At 63.2% G+C, this 16,323-nt stretch carries 16 protein-coding genes; 3 read left to right on the forward strand and 13 right to left on the reverse strand.

Going from position 1 to position 16,323, the window contains the following annotated elements; all coding sequences use genetic code 11:
- Nucleotides 1-55: 55 nt before the first annotated feature.
- Nucleotides 56-673, forward strand: a complete 618-nt coding sequence (locus J2Y68_RS09345; protein ID WP_309992494.1) for a DUF305 domain-containing protein — start codon at nt 56-58, stop codon at nt 671-673.
- Nucleotides 674-783: 110 nt separating this feature from the next.
- Here the strand turns inward: J2Y68_RS09345 and J2Y68_RS09350 are convergent, their stop codons facing one another.
- The 10 genes from J2Y68_RS09350 to J2Y68_RS09395 form a co-directional block, all read right to left on the reverse strand.
- Nucleotides 784-1,089 (reverse strand): hypothetical protein, encoded by a 306-nt coding sequence (locus J2Y68_RS09350; RefSeq protein WP_309992496.1) that lies wholly within the window; start codon nt 1,087-1,089, stop codon nt 784-786.
- Nucleotides 1,090-1,142: 53 nt separating this feature from the next.
- A complete protein-coding gene (locus J2Y68_RS09355; RefSeq protein WP_309992498.1) occupies nt 1,143-2,087 on the reverse strand; it encodes an ABC transporter permease in 945 nt (314 codons plus the stop codon).
- Nucleotides 2,077-2,808, reverse strand: coding sequence for an ABC transporter ATP-binding protein (locus tag J2Y68_RS09360; RefSeq protein WP_309992501.1), 732 nt, complete (start codon nt 2,806-2,808; stop codon nt 2,077-2,079). The genes J2Y68_RS09355 and J2Y68_RS09360 overlap by 11 nt, the downstream gene beginning before the upstream one ends.
- Nucleotides 2,809-2,903: 95 nt before the next feature.
- Nucleotides 2,904-4,055: an ABC transporter substrate-binding protein gene (locus J2Y68_RS09365; protein ID WP_309992503.1), complete on the reverse strand. Its 1,152-nt coding sequence runs from the start codon at nt 4,053-4,055 to the stop codon at nt 2,904-2,906.
- A 152-nt stretch (nt 4,056-4,207) separates the two neighbouring features.
- Complete coding sequence (gene mmuM, locus J2Y68_RS09370; protein WP_309992506.1) at nt 4,208-5,161, reverse strand: homocysteine S-methyltransferase; 954 nt, start codon at nt 5,159-5,161, stop codon at nt 4,208-4,210.
- A gap of 97 nt (nt 5,162-5,258) precedes the next feature.
- Complete coding sequence (locus J2Y68_RS09375) at nt 5,259-6,662, reverse strand: sulfate adenylyltransferase subunit 1 (RefSeq protein WP_309992507.1); 1,404 nt, start codon at nt 6,660-6,662, stop codon at nt 5,259-5,261.
- Complete coding sequence (gene cysD, locus J2Y68_RS09380; RefSeq protein WP_309992509.1) at nt 6,663-7,709, reverse strand: sulfate adenylyltransferase subunit CysD; 1,047 nt, start codon at nt 7,707-7,709, stop codon at nt 6,663-6,665.
- A complete protein-coding gene (locus tag J2Y68_RS09385; RefSeq protein WP_309992512.1) occupies nt 7,706-8,458 on the reverse strand; it encodes a phosphoadenylyl-sulfate reductase in 753 nt (250 codons plus the stop codon). Before J2Y68_RS09385 ends, cysD begins: the two co-directional genes overlap by 4 nt.
- The gene (locus J2Y68_RS09390; protein ID WP_309992514.1) at nt 8,455-10,191 is read right to left on the reverse strand and encodes a nitrite/sulfite reductase; all 1,737 of its coding nucleotides are present in this window, start codon (nt 10,189-10,191) and stop codon (nt 8,455-8,457) included. Before J2Y68_RS09390 ends, J2Y68_RS09385 begins: the two co-directional genes overlap by 4 nt.
- 153 nt (nt 10,192-10,344) lie before the next feature.
- Nucleotides 10,345-11,112 (reverse strand): sirohydrochlorin chelatase, encoded by a 768-nt coding sequence (locus tag J2Y68_RS09395; RefSeq protein WP_309992516.1) that lies wholly within the window; start codon nt 11,110-11,112, stop codon nt 10,345-10,347.
- Between J2Y68_RS09395 and J2Y68_RS09400 the strand changes: the two genes are divergently transcribed.
- Nucleotides 11,113-11,784, forward strand: coding sequence for a trimeric intracellular cation channel family protein (locus J2Y68_RS09400; protein ID WP_309992518.1), 672 nt, complete (start codon nt 11,113-11,115; stop codon nt 11,782-11,784).
- A gap of 13 nt (nt 11,785-11,797) precedes the next feature.
- Nucleotides 11,798-12,220, forward strand: a complete 423-nt coding sequence (locus tag J2Y68_RS09405) for a hypothetical protein (RefSeq protein WP_309992520.1) — start codon at nt 11,798-11,800, stop codon at nt 12,218-12,220.
- 182 nt (nt 12,221-12,402) lie between these two features.
- On the opposite strand, the gene J2Y68_RS09410 is transcribed toward J2Y68_RS09405, so the two are convergent.
- The 3 genes from J2Y68_RS09410 to J2Y68_RS09420 form a co-directional block, all read right to left on the reverse strand.
- Complete coding sequence (locus J2Y68_RS09410) at nt 12,403-13,269, reverse strand: type IV toxin-antitoxin system AbiEi family antitoxin domain-containing protein (protein WP_309992522.1); 867 nt, start codon at nt 13,267-13,269, stop codon at nt 12,403-12,405.
- A 580-nt stretch (nt 13,270-13,849) separates the two neighbouring features.
- Nucleotides 13,850-14,953: a polyprenyl synthetase family protein gene (locus J2Y68_RS09415; RefSeq protein WP_309992524.1), complete on the reverse strand. Its 1,104-nt coding sequence runs from the start codon at nt 14,951-14,953 to the stop codon at nt 13,850-13,852.
- 9 nt (nt 14,954-14,962) lie between these two features.
- Nucleotides 14,963-16,306, reverse strand: a complete 1,344-nt coding sequence (locus J2Y68_RS09420; RefSeq protein ID WP_309992527.1) for a geranylgeranyl reductase family protein — start codon at nt 16,304-16,306, stop codon at nt 14,963-14,965.
- Nucleotides 16,307-16,323 lie beyond the last annotated feature (17 nt).

Consider the following 16,323-nt stretch of genomic DNA (forward strand, 5'->3'; position numbering starts at 1 on the left):
TGACTACCGGGCGGCTGACTATCACCGCCGCCCGAAATGCAAAGGACTTTTACTCATGAACAGAACTCACTTCACTGTGACCGGAGCGGCTCTCGCAACTCTGCTTGCCCTGGCTGGTTGCGCTTCCAACCCCGGCTCCGGTTCCATGTCGGGCATGGACCATGGAAGTTCCGGCACCTCCATCAGCCCCTCTGCGAACAGCAGCGACGCCGGGCACAACGCCGCAGACACCATGTTCGCCCAGATGATGATCCCCCATCACTCCCAAGCGGTGGAGATGTCCGACGTCATGCTGGCAAAGGCTGACATCCCGGCCTCGATTACCAACTTGGCCGTGAAGATCAAAGACGCGCAGGCACCCGAAATAGAGAAGATGACGGGCTGGCTGAACAGCTGGAACGTGCCTGTCATGGGATCCTCGGGGCATGGCGGCCACGGCATGGACGGCATGCTGAGCGAGGCGGACCTGCAGAAGCTCAGGGATGCCCAAGGGGTGGAAGCCGCCAGGCTCTTCCTGACGCAGATGATCGCGCATCACGAAGGTGCTGTGACCATGGCCAAAACCGAGATAGCCCAGGGCAAGAACCCGGAGGCTGTCCAGCTAGGCAAGGACATCGTCACGGCGCAGGAAGCAGAGATTCGGGAAATGCGGGATCTGCTGACCGGACTCTAACCTCACCGTCTGGTGACGCAAGGGCTCGACGGCGGGAGGTCGCCGTCGAGCCTTTGCGCGCCGTCCGGAAGTCGACTGTTATGCAGCGGCCGACGCGAAGTGCCGAGCGCCTAAAGCGTGTCTGGATCAACAATTGTCGTCGGGTAAGGCTTGCCCGGCCTGAGAGGGGAGATACTGACGATCTTCCAGCCTTCCCCGGATTTTGCCAGTTCAACTTTTTGGTCGTAGACGTAGCCTTCGCTGGGGCCTTGCACGCCGTTCACCGGACCGTGTTCCAGCTGTGTCTGCTCCGAAATCTCTATGTTGGCGCCGGCATGGGTGATGGTGAATTTCTTGATGGTGATCTCCGAGCCGCTGTCCGTCAAAAGGACGCCATGGGGAGCAATCGCGTCCCTGCCGGGAATCGCCTCCCCCACATGCAAAGGCTGGTGGCAACGTAGCATTTCGTCCGGGTCGAAACCAGAACCGGCTAGCGGCTGCTGCCCGCCAGCAAACCCCGACGCTGCAGCAAACGCTTCTCGATCGGCCCGAACACCAGGAGCTCGATCAGGATGCCTACGAACAGGATCAGCAGGATCGCGGACATCACGATGGTCATATCGGAGAGTAGTCGGCCCTGGTCCAGCAAGGAGCCCAGCCCGAACCCGATGGTTCCGCCCACCGCGATGATTTCGGCGGCCATGAGGGAGCGCCAGGAGAAAGCCCAGCCCTGCTTCAAACCACTGATGTAGCCGGGAAGCGCGGCGGGCAGGACGATCTGCAACGCCATCTGAAGCCGGTTTGCGCCAAGGACGGTGCCCACGCTGCGGTACTGCGGCGGGATCTGGTCCACACCCGAGATGAGGCCGTTGATGATGGACGGGATGGCACCCATAAACACCACGAAGTAGACGGTGGCGTCGGTCAGGCCGAACCAGATGATCGCAGCGGGAACCCATGCCACGGACGGCAAAACCTGCAACCCGGAGATCAGAGGCCCGAACGCACGGCGCAAGGGAGCTACCTGAGCCAGGATCAACCCCACGGGAGTAGCGATGACCACCGAGATCAGGAAACCAATCACACCACGCTGCAGCGAGGTCCACACCGCTTCCTGTACTTTTCCTTCTCCCCACATCGTCACGAACTGGGTGAGCACATCAAGGGGCCCGGGAACGAGGTCGCGCCGCTTGAACTCCAAGGAAACGTAGAACTGCCACGCCAGGACCAGGACCACCAACGCGGCTACCGGCAGCAGCACCCGCTTCCACTCGATGCCCCGCTTTCGGCCGTTGTCCGACTGAAGGTTATCCAGGCCCGCTTCAAGGTCGCGAAGTTCCGAGGCGTTGCCCTTCAGCGACGGCGACGTGATGTGTTCTTTGGATTCAGTCACGGGAAGGGTCCGCTCTTCTGTGGTGATGGGGTTACTTGGCATGGCGGCGGATCTCCTCGCGAAGACGGCGGGTAATGACGCCGGTCAGCTCCCCAGCGCGACCCGGATCAGTGCGATGTTCCTCAGTGACGTCCCACTCGGCCACCACACGGCCCGGACGGGAGGACAACAGCAGCACCCGCTGACCCAAGCGCACAGCTTCGCGCACGTTGTGGGTCACGAACACGATGGTCCGGCCGGTTTCCTTCCAGATCCGCTCAAGCTCGTCGTGGAGGAGGTCCCGGGTGATTGCGTCGAGGGCAGCAAACGGCTCGTCCATCAGCAGCAGTTGCCGGTCCTGCGCCAGCGAACGGGCCAGGGCCACGCGCTGCCGCATACCGCCAGACAGTTCGTGGGGACGTTTCTCCCCCGCGCCGCCGAGGTGGACAAGTTCCAACAGTTCGGTGGCGCGTTCACGCCGGCTCGCCTTGGTGCTGGTCTTGTCCGCCAACTGCAAAGCCAGCTCGATGTTGCCACGCGCGGTCAGCCACGGGAACAGGGACGCGTCCTGGAACATGAAGGCGGCACCGTCGCTGGGTACTTCAAGAGCGCCCGACGTCGGCCTTTCCAGTCCCGCCATGATGTTCAGCAGGGTGGACTTGCCGCAGCCGGACGCACCGAGGAGGGCGACGAACTCGCCCTGCGCGATGGTGGCGTTGACGTCGTCCAGCACCGGAGCGCCGTCGCCGAAGCGCTTGCCCAGGTTCTCGAGTACGACTGGCATGGTCCCGTCCTTCATGTTGATTGGTAAAGCTGATGTGGCTAAAGGCCGGCCCGCTTCCCGCCCAAGGGAGGGGAAGCGGACCAGCCCGTTACTGCTTAGTCCTGCCCAAGACCTGCGGCTGAGGTCTTCTTGCCTTCGACCTCGTTCAAGGTGCGGAGGTCGAAGATACCGTTGATGTCGGCCTGCTTGGTGGTGCCCGCCTTCACGCCGTCATCCAGCAACTTCTTGTACGTCCCGGCCAACGGGTCGGTAGTGAACTTGATGTTCTGCAGCGCACGCTCGATCACCTTGGCCGGAAGCGGCTTGCCTGCAGTGTCCTTGAGAACCGCGTTGATGGTGCTGGCCTTCTCCTCAGCCGAGGCCGAGTTGAGCCAGTTCACGGATTCCACGTGACCCTTCAAAAGAGCCTTTACGGTTTCGGGGTGTTCGGCGGCGAACTTCTTGTTCACGATCAGGATGGTGGTGGTGAAGTCACCCTTCTCCCACAAGTCCTTCTCATCAACCAGGACCTTCGCCCCGGCTTCGAGCACCAGGCGGGAGGCCCACGGCTCAGGCAACCACGCGCCGTCGAGCTTTCCGTCCTGGAAAAGCTTCAGCGACTGCGCGTTTTCTGTCGGGTTGATGTTCACATCACCGCTGCCATCGACGTTGGTCTTCAAACCCTGCGCGCCCAGCCAGGCGCGGAGTGCTACGTCCTGCGTTCCACCAAGCTGCGGCGAGGCGAGGATCTTGCCCTTGAGGTCGGCCGCGGAGGTGATCTCCGGCTTGACCACCAACTGGGCACCGCCAGAAGCCGCACCGGCGATGATGCTGATGGACTCGCCGTTGCTCTTGACGAAGGAGTTGATGGCCGGGTTCGGGCCGATGTAGGTGGCGTCGATGGCGCCGGCGTTCAGGGCTTCGATCGCGGCGGGGCCGGCGTTGAAGATCTGGGTGCTGAGCTTGGTATCGCCCAGTTCCTTGGCGATGAAACCCTTGCTGGTACCTACCAGCGCAGGGCCGTGGGTGACGTTGCTGAAGTAGCCGAGCTTGAGCTCAGCGGCCGGCGTCGTGGTGGGAGCCGGTGCGGCCTGGTTGTTCTGCGAAACAGCGGAAGCAACCGCGGCGCCTGCACCGATGAGGAGCACCAGGCCAACGGCCAGGGCGATCTCTACTGTGCGGCGGCGCTTGGGCTTGGGTGCGGTCTCACCGGCGACGATGCGGGTGGTACCGGAATCGGGTTTCTGCGACTCGGGGGTGTTCGACATGAGGGGTCCTTCGGAGATGTGGGATGCGAGCGGGGCGAAGATCAGGCCCCGTGACATCGCCCGTCGTGGGCAAGCAAGGACCGTTCCGGAGAGGTCATGCCTTCACAGTAGGGACTGTCATATTTCGGCTTCAATCCCGTAGAAATCAAGGTTCACGCAGGTTCACGTGGCGTCACATTCGCCGCGAGGGCTTCAATGTCGCGCGGAGTTGTGCGGCAGCAGCCACCTATGAGGCGGCCTCCCTTGCCCTGCCAAACAGCTGCGTTGCCGGCCAATGTTCCGCTCCCCGGAACACCCGGTGCCGGGCTCCACGTCTTGGTCACGGCGTCGTAGATTTCGCCCGAATTCGGGTACGCGACCAGAGGCGCATCGGTGGCTTTCTGCAGGGTGCCCAACGCTGTGGTCACCAGTTCAAGCGGCACACAATTGACCCCGACGGCGGCCACGCGCGGTTCCGCGCCAAGCAGCGCAGCCACCTGCGCCAGCGGCCTCCCGTCACTGATATGGCCGCTGTCCCGCAGCGTAAAAGTGAACCAGGATTCGACGTCGAACTCCGCCACGAGCGCCAACAGCGCCTCCGCTTCGGCGTACGACGGCAGCGTCTCGCACGCCAGGAAATCCGCACCGGCCTCTACCAGCGCGGCGATGCGGGGTCGGTGGAAGTCCCGGAATTCCGCGGCAGAAAGCGTGTAATCGCCACGGTACTCGGAGCCATCGGCAAGGTACGCGCCATAGGGGCCAACTGAACCGGCCACCAGCAGCGGGCCATTAGCGGTGCCCTCCGCCAAGGCTTCCTGCCGTGCTTCGTCCGCCAACCGGACGCTCAAAGCCACCAGCTCCAACGACTCTTCAACGGACAATCCGCGCCGCGCGAAACCCTGCGGAGTGGCTTGGTAACTGGCCGTGATCGCCACGGAGGCACCGGCGTCGAAGTAGTCGCGGTGAACCTTCTTGATCAGGTGCGGCTGCTCCAGCAGGACCTTGGCCGACCACAACGGATCCTCAAGATCGCAGCCGTGCGCCTCCAATTCCGTGGCCAGGGCGCCGTCCAAGACCAAGTCTTTGCCGGCGTCGAGGAGTGTGCTGAGGGCAGTGTTCTGTGGCATGGGGCCTTCCAAAAAGAAAACCGCAGCTTGTTCGAAGTTCCCGCCGTACAACGTGAGGAGTCGCGAACAAGCTGCGGTTTTGTGACTACGTGTGAACCTAGATGACGTAACGTTCGTCTTCGTGGTCGCCCGGGTGGTCCTTCACCAAACCGGCGGCAAGGGTGTTGCCGTCGATGGGGTCGATTACCAGGAAAGCGCCGGTGCGGCGGTGGTGCAGGTAGTTCTCCAACGGCAACGGAGCAGACAGGCGGAGCTGTGCATGTCCAATGTCGTTGAGCTCCAGGTTGGACGCCGGCTCCACGTTGAAGGTGGCGAGATCCAGCTTGCCGGTGACGTTGCGGACCAGTGCCTGGACCGTGCGCGTACCGTGCTTCACCAAGACCTTCTGGCCTTCGCGGAGCGGCTTCGGCGAGAGCCAGGCCAGCGACGCATACAGGTCTGCAGTGCTTTCGCGGACCGTGCCCGCAGCGGCGATGGTGTCGCCACGGGCGATGTCGATCTCATCAGCCAAGCGAACAGCCACCGACTGCGGAGCTGCGGCCTCGTCCAACGACTGACCGGCGAAGTCGATGCCAATCACCGTGGTGGTGCGCGGTTCGTGGCCCGGGCTGATGACACTCACTTCGTCGCCAACCTTGACCGACCCTTCGGTGATCTGGCCCGCGTAGGCACGGTAATCGCGGTACGCCTCCACATCGAGCCCGGCAGCAACAGCGTCAGGAGCAAGGGCACCCTGCGGACGGATCACCAGCTGGACCGGGAAGCGGAAGCTCTCCAGTTCGGCCTCCAGCTCGTCAGCGGCCGGGAGGGTCTCGAGGACTTCCAACAGCGCAGGACCGGTGTACCAAGGGGTGCGCTCCGAGCGGTCCACCACGTTGTCGCCGTCCAGGGCGGAGACGGGGACCACCAGCAGGTCCGCGACGCCGTCGGAACCAAGGCCCAGCTCGCGGGCAACCTTCTGGACATCGGCCTCGATGTCGCGGAACACCTGCTCGCTGAAATCGACCAGGTCGATCTTGTTCACGGCCACGATCACGTGGGCAACGCGCAGCAACTGCAGCACGGACAGGTGGCGGCGCGTCTGCTCAAGGACACCCTTGCGGGCGTCAATAAGTACGACGACGGCATCCGCAGTGGACGCGCCGGTCACCGTGTTCTTGGTGTACTGAACGTGGCCCGGGCAGTCCGCCAGGATGAAGCTGCGGCGGTCGGTGGCGAAGTAGCGGTAAGCGACATCGATGGTGATGCCCTGCTCACGCTCGGCACGCAGGCCATCGGTTAGGAGGGCGAGGTCGATCCCGCCCTTTTCGCCTCCGAAGCCACGGTCCGCAGAGGTGCGGGCAACGGCGTCGAGCGTGTCGGCAAGAATCGCCTTGGAATCGTGAAGGAGGCGACCCACCAGAGTGGACTTGCCGTCATCCACCGAGCCGGCAGTAGCGAAACGGAAGAGGGTGGTGGGCAGGGCTGTTTCCAACCCGGCTGCCAGTGTTTCGGTGCTCATTTAGAAGTAGCCGTCCTTCTTGCGGTCTTCCATGGCTGCCTCGGAGATGCGGTCATCTGCTCGGGTGGCGCCACGTTCGGTCAGGGTGGAGGCAGCGACTTCAACAACGACGTCGGCCACGGTGCGGGCATCGGACTCGACAGCACCTGTGCAGGACATGTCCCCCACCGTGCGGTAGCGCACCAGTTTGGTGATGACGTCCTCGTTGGGCAGCGGCTGGGAGACTTCGCCCACCGCGCGCCACATGCCGTCGCGGGCGAATACTTCGCGCTCATGGGCGTAGTAGAGGCTGGGGAGCTCGATGTTCTCGCGCTCGATGTAGCGCCAGATGTCCAGCTCGGTCCAGTTGCTGATGGGGAACGCACGGACGTGCTGGCCCACAGTGTGGCGGCCGTTGTACAGGTTCCACAGTTCAGGACGCTGGTTGCGCGGGTCCCACTGGCCAAATTCGTCGCGGAGGCTCAGGATGCGCTCCTTGGCACGGGCCTTGTCCTCGTCACGGCGGCCGCCGCCGAACACGGCGTCGAACTTGTTGCGCTGGATCGCATCCAGCAGCGGAACGGTCTGCAGCGGGTTGCGGGTACCGTCGGCACGCTCAGCCAGTTCGCCGCGGTCGATGAATTCCTGGACCGAGCCGACAACAAGCTTCAAGCCGAGGCGCTCAACAGTGCGGTCGCGGAAGTCGATGACCTCCGGGAAGTTGTGACCCGTGTCCACGTGCAGCACGGGGAAGGGAACCTTGCCCGGCCAGAACGCCTTGGTGGCCAGGTGCAGCATGACTACGGAATCCTTGCCACCGGAGAACAGCAGCGCAGGCTTCTCGAACTCGGCAACAACCTCGCGGATGATGTGAATGGCTTCGGACTCGAGGGTGTCCAGGCTTGAGAGACGGGTCGACTCCAAAGCCGAAGCAGCAGCTGCCGCCCCGGGAGTGGCATCGGGCCTGTCGAAGCTGGACGCAATGCTGCTTGCAGCATTGTCGTCCAGCGAAGGGGCGGGGGCGGCATCTGCTGCGTAGGCGTCCGTTGACGTTGTTTGGGTGCTCATGTGTGTAGTCCGCATTCTGTCTTGTCGGATCCTGCCCAGCGGCCGGCACGGGGGTCTTCACCCGGGGCAACCTGGCGGGTGCAGGGCTGGCAGCCGATGGACGGGTAGCCCTGGCTCAGGAGGGGGTTCACGGGAAGGATGTTGTCTTCGGAGTACTCGATCAGCTGATCAAAGGTCCAGTCGACCATCGGGTTCACTTTGACCAGGCCGAAGCCCTCGTCCCAGGTGACAACCGGAGTGTTGGTCCGGGTGGGTGCCTCGTCGCGGCGGACACCGGTGAACCACACCTCGTAGCCGGCCAGTGAGCGGCGCAGCGGCTGGACCTTGCGGAGGGCGCAGCACTGGGCGGGGTCGCGGGCGAACAGGTCCTTGCCGAGCAGTCGGTCCTGCTGTTCCACGGTGGTTTCCGGGAGGACATCCACCACGTTGACGCGCAGGTTCGCGGCAACTTCGTTGCGGGTGTCGTACGTCTCCTTGAAGTGGTAGCCGGTTTCCAGGAACAAGACGTCGACGCCGGGAAGCTGGTCCGCGACCAACGCCGGCAGGACGGCGTCGGCCATGGAGCAGGCCACCGTCACGGTGGGCAGCTCAAAGTTGCGGGCCACCCAGGCGATGGCTTCGGTGGCGGAGGCGTTCCAGCCGAGCTCTGCGGCGCCGGCCTCAGCAAGTGCCTTGAGCTCTTCATGGGAACGCAGTGCCGGCCGGGCTGCCGCAGCGGCGAGGTTGGTGATGGTGACGGGATCTGTCATTGGAGATCTCCTTCATCTGCGGTGTGTGCCCACTCAGCGAAGGTCTGGCCCTCGGCGCCGACGGCGACGAACTTGCGGACCACGCGCTCCACGTAATCGGGCAGGTCTTCCACTGTGACTTTGAGGCCGCGGACAGTGCGCCCAAGGCCGGCTTCCTCGCGCTCGTTGTTGGCCAACCCGCCACCGAGGTGGACCTGGAAACCCGGGGTGGGGTCGCCGTCGGGCGTTGGCAGCATCATGCCCTTCAGACCGATATCGGCCGTCTGGATGCGTGCGCAGGAGTTGGGGCACCCATTGATGTGGAGGGACAGTGCCGACGGCAGCTGCTTGGTCTCCACGAGGTCGGCCAGGCGGCGTTCCAGCTCAGCGATGGCCGTTGCTGCCGTGACCTTGGTTTCCACGATGGCCAGCTTGCAGAACTCGATGCCCGTGCAGGCAATGGTGCCGCGGCGGAATACGGACGGCCGGGCGGAGAGGCCCAGGGTGTCCAGTTCGGCGATCAGGGGTTCCACCTGCTCCTTGGCGACGTCCAGGATGACAAGCTTCTGGTGCGGCGTAGTGCGCAGGCGGTAGCTGCCGTGCTTCTCCAGAGTGTCAGCCAACTGAACCAAGGCCTCGCCGGACGTGCGGCCTACAGTCGGGGTGACGCCGATGAAGAACTTGCCGTCCTTCTGCTCGTGGACGCCGATGTGGTCACCGGGAGCGGTGGGCTTGGGAGCGGCGGGGCCGTCCGGGAGCTTGAAGCCGAGGTATTCGTCTTCAAGGATCTGGCGGAACTTGGCCGGACCCCAGTCGTTCATGAGGAACTTCAGGCGGGCCTTGGTACGCATGCGGCGGTAACCGTAGTCGCGGAAAATGCTGGTGACGCCCAGCCACACTTCAGCGGCGACGTCGGCGGAGACGAACACACCGAGGCGTTCGGCCAGGCGGGGGTTGGTGGACAAGCCGCCGCCAACCCAGAGGTCGTAGCCGGCACCAAGTTCGGGGTGGACAACTCCCACCAAGGCGAAGTCGTTGATCTCGTGCACCACGTCCTGGGAGGGGTGGCCGGTGATGGCGGTCTTGTACTTGCGCGGCAGGTTGGCCAGCTCGGGGTCGCCGATGAATCGCTCGGCGAGTTCGTGGATCAGCGGCGTGGGATCGATGATCTCGTCCTTGGCGATGCCCGCAACTGGGGAGCCGAGGATAACGCGGGGAACATCGCCGCAAGCCTCTGTGGTGGACAGTCCAATACCTTCAAGGCGGCGCCAGATCTCCGGCACGTCCTCAACACGGATCCAGTGCAGCTGAATGTTCTGACGGTCCGTCAGGTCAGCCGAGCCGCGGGCGAAGTCCACGGAGATCTGGCCGATGACCCGGAGCTGCTCAGTAGTGAGTGCACCGCCGTCGATGCGCACGCGCAGCATGAAGTACTTGTCTTCGAGCTCGTGCGGTTCAAGTGTTGCCGTCTTGCCGCCGTCGATCCCGGGCTTGCGCTGGGTGTAGAGGCCCCACCAACGGAAGCGGCCGTGAAGGTCCGTGCCGTCGATCGAATCAAAGCCTTCTTTGGAGTAGACAGACTCAATACGCTCACGGACATTCAATCCGTTGTCTTCCTGCTTCCAGGTTTCGTTGGCATTGAGGGGCGCGGTGCCGTCAACCTTCCACTGACCGTGGGGCTTGGCGGCAGGGCGGGTGCGTGCCGGACGCTTGGCGGTGTCAGCCGACGCACCGGCTACAGCTGTATCTGTCATACATCGACTGTAGGTCTGGCCAGATTTCGCCAGCAAAGGTCCGGAAATGCTAAGTCACCTAGGGAAACATTTCGTCACGAACACGCCAGTGGCCTTGTCCCGGGGGCCCGTTTCGTGCAGTCCTTTTCGGGCCCAATTCCGCGCAAATAAAGGTTAGGAGAGCCTTTCCAACACTGCGTCGTAGCGTTCCAGCGCGATCTCCGCGAGCACCTTCGACGGCAGCAAGGGAGCCGCAACAACGTCCGCGCCGGCTTTCGCCAGCTGATCGTGGAAGTAGCCGGTGGCCAGCAGGTATGACGCAATGAAGACCCTGCCTGCTCCCCCATCCTTGGCGAGTTCCGCGCGCAAGGAGGCGACGCCGTCGGGCACTGTTGGCTGCGCGCTGGCACCATAGGCCACCCGCACCTTGTTCGGCAGCAATTCCGCGAGCAACCGCGCCTGCTCCTCCGAATCAACCGAGCCGTCCGGAAGGGAGGATCCAGCGGCGGCCAGCAGCACGCCGTCGTTCTCCTTTAGCCCCGCCGCGCGCAAGTGAGTGGCCAACAACTCAGCCAGGCGCGGGTCCGGGCCCAGCGGCCTGGCGGCCACTACCTCCGGCCTCGGCTTGATGGCCTTGGGGACGTCCACCTTGATGTGGAAGCCAGTGGACAGCAAAAGCGGTACGACGACGGCGGCGGTCCCCTCGGGCAGGCCCTCCACCACGCCGCCCAGTTCGGGTTCCTGAACGTCTACGTAGGCCTCAACCACCTTCAGCCCGGGACGGAGTTCCCCGATCTCGGCCATGACCTGGCGGATGGCTGCCTGGCCCTCAGCGTTGCGGGTTCCGTGGGCGCAGGCGATCAAAACGGGGCTGTTCATGGGAGCTAGCGTAACGTTGAGCCAGCACCTGTTGTGAAGCACATTAAGAAAGAACCAGTCCACTTGATTTCCATTGACATTGTTCTTCTCTGGCTTGACCTCATAGGCGTGTTCTTTTTTGCCGTGTCCGGCTCCTTGTTGGCCGCCCGGAAGCAGTTCGACTTTGTTGGTTCGATACTCCTTGCCTCCATTGCGGCCCTGGGCGGCGGGGTGATCCGCGACATCGTCATCAACGCCGGCCCCCCGATCGCCTTCACGAATCCCGCTTATTTGGCGCCGCCGCTGCTTGCAGCGATGCTGGTCTACTATCTGTTCTCGTCAGTCCAGCGGTTCACCTCGCTTTTGACGCTGTTCGACGCCGGCGGGCTCGCCTTGTTCTGCATCACCGGCACCCTGAAGGCGATCAGCGCGGGCATGAACCCGGTAGCCGCCATCCTGTTGGGTGTCACCACGGGTGTGGGCGGCGGCTTGCTCCGGGACATCACGGCAAACGAAATCCCTACGCTGTTCAACAACCGCGATATCTATGCGCTGCCTGCCTTCGTAGGCGCCGGCCTGACCACGCTGATGTGGCACCTTGGCCTGTTCAGTGGGCTGACAGCTTGTGTCATTGCCGCTGTTGTTTTCGCTTTCCGGGTGACGGCATGGCGACGCAGCTGGTACGTGCCGTTGGCCGTCCGTGGTTGGCACCGCGCCGGGACCGGTGGAGGCGCAATTTCAGGCCTCCGGGATTAGCTAGGATAAGAGCATGACTGACATGTTCCTCGAGAAGTTCCGTGCGCTGGTCCCAAAGTATCTCGAGGATGAATGGCAGGAAGAAGACGGACTCACGCCCGCCGAACTGGACGAAGCCCTCGCCGACCACTCCTTCACCATCCCGCTGGTTCTCCGCGAGTTCTACCTGGCCATCGGCGGTTGCGAGGACCTCATGGAGGCCTACCACTATTTCTGGGACCCCGAGGAACTCGAGGTCGATGACGAAGGTTTCCTCATGTTCCTTGAGGATGAAGACGAGCAGTTCACCTGGGGCTTCCGCACCGCCGATCTCGGTGTCCCGGACCCCATCGTCTGGCGCCGCAACAACGCCCGCGGCCAGTGGAAGAGCGAGGAAGGCACGTTCTCCGAGTTCGTGTTCGACATGTTCGAGTGGGCGTTCAACGACGAAGACTGATTTGCAGGCGTAGCAGCCCCTTTCCTGACTTCCTGGTCAGGAAAGGGGCTGTTTTCGTTGTGACCTGTGGTCGGCCACCACCCACTTTGATGTGGCATTCCCCCTGACACGCCGCCCAAGGGGGTGTGGTGCTGAAGGGTGGCGGTCAAAGTCGGTGGTGGCGGTACAAGCGTGATGCGAATTCACGACGGCGGCGGGCTGGCTATGTACCGGAACGGACTATAGCGGCCGTCCTCCCAGTTCCTGAGCACATCCAGGACTTCGTCCACCATTCGTTGTGGGTTGTACACAACATCGGCATAGTAGTAACGCAACGGGATAAGTCCGCCTCGGAGGCCGGCGTTGTTCCGATATTGGTCCTTCTTCACCTGCTTCGGTTCGAAATGGGTTGCACCGTCGAGTTCAACCATCACGCACCCGTTGATCAGGCAGTCGACTTCGCCCACCCCGGGCACGTCCACGTGCATCTGGACCAGTAGACCAGCCCTCGTGAAGTGGGTGTGAGCCAGCACCTCCAAGAGTGAGTCGGCCCGCGGCAAGACCAAGTCCAGAACAGCCCTGACTTTTCCGTTCCGGTTTCCGGGGAGTTTCCGCCGCAGGAACCCGGTGGACAAGAACGCTTGGCTTACGGCGCTTTGCGCCATGACCAAAGCCTCCAATTCAGGCAGGCATCGCATAGCGTGCAGGAGCACGTCGCCAACACCTGCCACAGGAAGATAGGGATGCACAGGGTGCGTGCAGGCCCCGTGATGCACCACGCGCCGCCGCGCAAGGCCAGTGCTGCAGCTCAGATGGAGCTGCTCGGCATTCTCAAGAATCCATAGACCATAGAACCGGGCTGCCGAGACGCAGGTGAGCAGGCCATCGGCGCGGAACGCTGCAACAACGTCGGGATCCGCATTCGCCGAGGTGTAAACACCTCGGTGTAGGCGAGCGATAGCCCCATCGTTGACAGCCTTAGTCAGGGCTCGTCGAGTAAATCCGGCCTTACGGAGGGTTTCGGTCCTTGCCGCGCCATGGCGGCTGACCAGGAATTGTGAGACGTCCATAGGCCAAGGATTGGCCCATAGTCAGCCTGACTGGGGTGGCTATGCCCCATATGTGGACAACTTCTGTGCCCCTTCCCCACCTATTTCGGAAGCCCAGGAGGCAATGGCGCACTAAATTCCGGCGAGTCCCGGCCCTCTGCGGTTCAAAGTGGGTGGTGGAGGCTCGGCGATTCGCTGTAAATCGCACGGCAGATAAGAAAAAACCGTTGACGCAAAGAGTTGCATATGTGACAGGATTGTCATAAGCTTTTCACGGATCCACTAAATGCCTCCGGTGGGTCTGATGCGAACGGAGATTGTGGTCCCGGTTCGGTGCAGCGTATGACTCGTAACGTTGCAACGAACCGGGGCCATTCCTTTTTCCGGAAGCTTCCAGTTGGGCCGCGCGCGGCCACCACCCACTTTGATTCCACCAGCAGGCCAACACGCCGCAACAACGGGCAAGCCGTCGCCCTCAAGCCCCCAAAGTAGGTGGTGGAGGTACGAGTTTCACGACGACGAATTGCCTGCATCAGGCATCCCGACAACAAAACAGGCGCCCGGTCTACAAAGACCGGACGCCTGCGCAACCAACGCAAACTTAGCTGCTGCGGTCCACCACAGCGTGGGCGAAGTTGGTCAGCGACGCCTTCACCACGCCTTCCGGCAGGGGCGCGAGTGCAGCGACTGCCTCGGCGGACCATTGGCGCGCGATTTTCCACGACTCGTTGGTGACGGGGTGTTCACGCAGGCCGGCCACGGCCTCAGCCAAAGCCGAATCGGAGGACAGGTCGCCGTCGATCAGTGTGAGGAGTTCGGCGGCAGACGAGTCCCCCGCTGCGGCATCGCGGCGCAACAAAAGTACAGGCAGCGTGGGAACGCCTTCACGCAGGTCGGTGCCAGGGGACTTGCCGGACTTGACCTTCACTCCGGTGACGTCGATGACGTCGTCGGCAAGCTGGAAAGCCACGCCAACCTTTTCACCGTATTCAACCAGCAAGTCCTCGAAGGACTCATCGGCACCAGCAAAGATCGCTCCAAGCTGCCCGGACGCCGCAACCAGCGATCCGGTCTTGTCTGCGATGACGGAAAGGTAGTGCTCCACGGGATCTTCGTCCTCGCGCGGCCCCACGGTTTCGTGCAATTGGCCGAGGCAGAGGCGTTCGAAAGTCCGGGCCTGGATACCCAGCGCACGCGAGCCAAGTTCGGAGACGAGAATGGAGGCGCGGGCGAAGATGAGGTCACCGGTGAGGATGGCCACGGAGTTGCCCCATACTTCGTGGGCCGTGGGAGCCCCGCGGCGGAACGGAGCAGAGTCCATCACGTCGTCGTGGTAGAGCGTGGCCAGGTGCGTAAGCTCAACCACCACCGCAGCCTGCACAACCTCGGGGCGCGAAGCATCGCCGAGGTGCGCGCACAGCAGTGTGAGGAGCGGTCGGATGCGTTTGCCACCGGCTTCAACCAAGTGACGCGACGTCGCGTCAGCCAAGGGATCCGAGTTGGAGATGGCTTCGCGAAGCTTCTTCTCCACCCGGGCAAGATTGTTGGTGATGGCGGGGCCGAGTTCGGCGTCCCCTGCGATGGCAGCGAAACCGGCGGGCAGCTGGAGTCCCGTTGCAATCGCTGTGGTGTTCAGGGAAGGCTCGTTGGAGTCAGGCAAGCCGTGCCCGGCATGCGTCCAACTATGTTCGGCAGAGTTCGTCACGGGTTAACCCTAACTAGTTGTTGCGGAAACCGCGGTGTCGGAGCCGGCTGCGGTCAGCGCGCCGGACGAAGAAGTGTTGGACGTCGCCGGAACCAGCATTTCGAGTACCCGGATCACGCGGTCTTCGAAGCCCTTGGCGGACGGGTCGGTGAGGTTCGCGAGCATACGGACCACGAACCGCATCAGCACCGGAATCGGCATTCCCGTGCGTAGTGCAAGCTTCATGACGGCCGGTTTGCCAATCAAGGAAGCGAAGAGCCGTCCGAGTGTGAAGTGCGATCCCCACTGGTCCCGTACATAGTCCGCGTACCGCGAAAGGTGCGCGTCGGCGTCGTGCGTGTTCCAACCTGCCGATACCGAGCGGGAGGACGCATCGATGATGAACTCGGCCGCGAACCGGGCGGACTCCATGGCGTAGGAGATGCCCTCGCCGTTGAACGGGGACACCATTCCGCCGGCGTCGCCCAGCAGGAGCAGCCCGGGCGAGTAGTGCGGGGTGCGGTTGAAGCCCATGGGCAGTGCGGCGCCGCGGATCTCCCCCACCTGGTTCTCGGGCGTAAAGCCCCAATGGGAGGGCATGCCGGCGGTCCATTCGCGCAGGACCTGCTTGTAGTCGAGCTTGCCGAATTCCTTGGAGGAGTTCAGGATGCCGAGGCCAACGTTGGAGGTGCCGTCGCCAACACCGAAAACCCACCCGTAGCCCGGGAGCGGCTTGCCTGACTTGCCAGGCAGTTCAAGCCAGCCTTCCATCCAGTCGTCTTCGTGCCGGGGCGACGTGAAGTAAGTGCGCACGGCAACACCCAGCGGACGGTCGTCGCGTTTGTGCATACCCAGCGACACAGCGGTTCTCGTTGAGTTACCGTCTGCGGCAAGAACGACGTCGGCATGGAAGTCGCGCGTTTCGCCCGTCTTGCGTCCGGACTCGTCGAGGATGGCAGCGCGTACACCGATAACGCGGCCGTCGTCGGCGGTCAGTGCTGAGGTGACGCTGTGGTGTTCAAGCACGACGGCGCCCGTGGACTGGGCGTGACGGGCCAGGTCTTCGTCGAAACCGAGACGCGTCCGGATCAGGCCGTACGTGGGAAAGTCGGCGACCTCGGGCCAGGGCAGCTCGATGGTGCGGCCGCCCGCAATGAGGCGGAGGCCCTTGTTGCGGCGCCAACCTTCCTCGACTGCGTGCGGGAGGCCGAGCTTCTGGATTTCCCGGACAGCCCGCGGGGTGAGTCCGTCGCCGCAGACCTTTTCACGGGGGAATGAAGTCTTTTCCAGCACCGTGACGTCAATGCCCGCCTGGGCGAGGTAATACGCGGCGGTGGACCCGGCCGGGCCCGCGCCAACAATCAGTACTTTCACGTCGTCCTAAATCAGCA

The organism is Paenarthrobacter nitroguajacolicus, from assembly GCF_031455195.1.
Lineage (GTDB): Bacteria > Actinomycetota > Actinomycetes > Actinomycetales > Micrococcaceae > Arthrobacter > Arthrobacter nitroguajacolicus_D.

Coding starts and splice junctions, on each gene's coding strand:
- J2Y68_RS09405 (WP_309992520.1), top strand. CDS start 11,798: ATGACTGACATGTTCCTCGAGAAGTTCCGTGCGCTGGTCCCAAAGTAT.
- J2Y68_RS09365 (WP_309992503.1), bottom strand. CDS start 4,055: ATGTCGAACACCCCCGAGTCGCAGAAACCCGATTCCGGTACCACCCGC.
- J2Y68_RS09355 (WP_309992498.1), bottom strand. CDS start 2,087: ATGCCAAGTAACCCCATCACCACAGAAGAGCGGACCCTTCCCGTGACT.
- J2Y68_RS09390 (WP_309992514.1), bottom strand. CDS start 10,191: ATGACAGATACAGCTGTAGCCGGTGCGTCGGCTGACACCGCCAAGCGT.
- J2Y68_RS09375 (WP_309992507.1), bottom strand. CDS start 6,662: ATGAGCACCGAAACACTGGCAGCCGGGTTGGAAACAGCCCTGCCCACC.
- J2Y68_RS09345 (WP_309992494.1), top strand. CDS start 56: ATGAACAGAACTCACTTCACTGTGACCGGAGCGGCTCTCGCAACTCTG.
- cysD (WP_309992509.1), bottom strand. CDS start 7,709: ATGAGCACCCAAACAACGTCAACGGACGCCTACGCAGCAGATGCCGCC.
- J2Y68_RS09385 (WP_309992512.1), bottom strand. CDS start 8,458: ATGACAGATCCCGTCACCATCACCAACCTCGCCGCTGCGGCAGCCCGG.
- mmuM (WP_309992506.1), bottom strand. CDS start 5,161: ATGCCACAGAACACTGCCCTCAGCACACTCCTCGACGCCGGCAAAGAC.
- J2Y68_RS09410 (WP_309992522.1), bottom strand. CDS start 13,269: ATGGACGTCTCACAATTCCTGGTCAGCCGCCATGGCGCGGCAAGGACC.
- J2Y68_RS09360 (WP_309992501.1), bottom strand. CDS start 2,808: ATGCCAGTCGTACTCGAGAACCTGGGCAAGCGCTTCGGCGACGGCGCT.